Genomic DNA, 2526 nt, shown 5'->3' on the forward strand with positions numbered 1-2526 from the left:
ATGTTAGCTAAAGACTAATAAAGTTAGCTTAAAATCAGTGATTTTTATATTCGGTATGACGCGTTTTGAATTGCGTTTTGCAATTGTAGGCAACGTGTTTGTGTAAGGATAGTTGCGTGTTTAAGCAACTAACTTACTAAAAATGAACCGAACCATTGGAAATTCCGCAGGAATTTCCAAGTAGGCAAGTCACAAGCAATTATTTTTACACGTTGTTGTAGCACGTTTTTATTTTAGATTATCAAAAAATTCAGTTGGGTTTGTTATATATAAATGTGCTTTTGAAATTTTTAGTAATTCCGCTAATTCTTTAATATTCGGATTGCATAAATTTCCATTTTCGTCCATTAAAATCCAATCATTTCGGTCGCATAATTCCAGCATTGAGTTTAAGAAATTCAGTTTTGAATCTCTCAAATCAGTCCGAAATCTAAAATCTTCTATAAAACTCTCTTTTTCGTTATAGTCAATACTTAAATCGTGGTCAACTTCTCCGTTTTCGATTTTCCAGCTTTCGTTATTCAACGTAGCTCTTGGGATTATTTGGTCAATTTCGTTTCTTAATTCAGCAATGTTAATTTGAATTCCTTTCCACCATTTCGTTGAAATCGCATCTTCAAATTCAGGTTCAGGTGCTTCATTCAGTTCCATATCCCAATTGTCCCAATACTTTTCCCATTCAGCGTGTTTTATTTCAAGCTGTTTAGGAATTCCGCCATATTTTTTTTCAACTGGCTTTCTGGGAAGTACAAATGTTAGAAATTGGTATGTTGCCATTGGGTTTTCTTAAATGTGCTACAACGGTTTTGTGTATGCTTTGTTGCGTGTTTAAGCAACTAAGTTAGCAAATAAAAACCGAATAGAAAATCCGCGAGGATTTTCGTAAGCAGTCTAGAACTAGCAATAAAATATACACGTTGTTACCTTTTTAGTTGCGACAGAATCAGTAGAGCAAATAAAGAGAATCAATTCAGATTGGACAATAAAAAAAATAAAAGCTAAATATGTTTTGCTTTTACCTTTGAATGGCGAAAAGTGTTTTTTTTCAAAACTCTTTGTAGCATTTTGCGATTGAGTGCGTATTTCTTGACGAATTAGATTTTCGTATGTATTTAGAAACCGATTGAGTAAGTTTTCCGAAAGAAGCTAAAAATCAGAAATGAGTGAGCCGAATTTCCTAAATACTTTCTCTAGTTTCTAAATAGCAAACTGATTGTAAAGATCTAAAATGCGTTAGAGTAAGTTTTCGTAAGTTTTTTAAATACAGAATTGATTAATCAGATTTTTCAGAATATTTTATTCAGAATTGAGTGAGAAAAATTCCGATAAATTATAGTTTTTTGTGATTCGGATAATTAGGAGTTAAAATTTCCGGAGCAATTAAGGGTAACGGTTGAGCTATGAACAGTACGGGAGCAAACTAGCGTTTGCTTTCCGCCACGCACATAGCGAAATCTTTTTGTTTTGATTTATTTTTTACTATCCAGAGCAAAATCCAAAAGATTTTGCGGACTTCATAAAAATACACAAACGCTGCGATTAAGCCCGAAGCCCGTATTGTTTATAGGTTGTGTTATGCTTAGACTTTTTTCAGTATGCTATTTCAACATTAATTGAAGCACCTCCGTTTAGTTTCTCCCAAGTACCCAAGCTACTTTCTCTTCTATATCCCTTTCCTTTCGTTAAGATACCGCCTAAATCCACTATCGTTGGATTGTTGAAATTAGGTATGAATTCTATTCCGATGAAAAAGTCTTGCGTAATATAAATGTCGTTATTATTTAAATCAATTCGTATCCAATCTGATTCTCTTTCAGTTGGTATTTCTTGTATAATGTTTTTTTGTATTATTTTTTTACTAGGGTAATTGTCAACGTTTTCATAAAAGTTTATTCTAACCTTAACTCCGTCCACTTCCGACCATTTCCTGATATTGAAATTTACAGCTTTAACTTTTGCTTCTTCAGTTGGTACTTTAATTAGTTGAGCTAACTCAATAATATCGGTGCTTTTTGAGGTTACTCGCGTTGAAAGTAATCTGTTGTATGACTTAACACCTATTTTTCTATTTTTAATTTTTTTATTGGAAACAATTACTTCAGACAGTTCGGTAGTTTTTGGTTCTAAAAATATAGTCTGATTTTTAAGGTTTTGCGCTAGAATTTTAATCGAATAATAGTTTATGTGGCTTATGGTAATGCTATCGGTTTTATATTCTTTAGGCAGTTTCAAATTGAATTCTCCATTCGGGTTTGTAATTGTCCCTTGATTTTTATGCTGTACACCTATATTAACAAATTCGATAGGCTCTTGATTTTCAGAATCAATAACAATTCCGTTCATTACAATTTCCTGAGAAAATGCTTTAGAACTAAATAACTGAAAAGCTATAAAAAGGTAAAAGATTGTTCTCATTTTTCAAGTTTAAGCATAACGTGTTGCATATGGAAAGTTGTGATTTGCGCGCAATGAAATTCCGAAGGAATTTCAGCAGTAAGTAAATAAACAACTTCCATAATTAAGACA

At 32.3% G+C, this 2526-nt stretch carries 2 protein-coding genes; both read right to left on the reverse strand.

Going from position 1 to position 2526, the window contains the following annotated elements; translation table 11 throughout:
* Positions 1-228 precede the first annotated feature (228 nt).
* On the reverse strand, positions 229-777 hold the full coding sequence (locus M890_RS0113910) for a hypothetical protein (RefSeq protein WP_028284101.1): 549 nt from the start codon (positions 775-777) through the stop codon (positions 229-231).
* A gap of 813 nt (positions 778-1590) precedes the next feature.
* Complete coding sequence (locus M890_RS0113915; protein WP_028284102.1) at positions 1591-2415, reverse strand: carboxypeptidase-like regulatory domain-containing protein; 825 nt, start codon at positions 2413-2415, stop codon at positions 1591-1593.
* Positions 2416-2526: the final 111 nt, after the last annotated feature.

This window comes from Olleya marilimosa CAM030 (genome assembly GCF_000518485.1).
GTDB classification, from domain to species: Bacteria; Bacteroidota; Bacteroidia; order Flavobacteriales; family Flavobacteriaceae; genus Olleya; species Olleya marilimosa.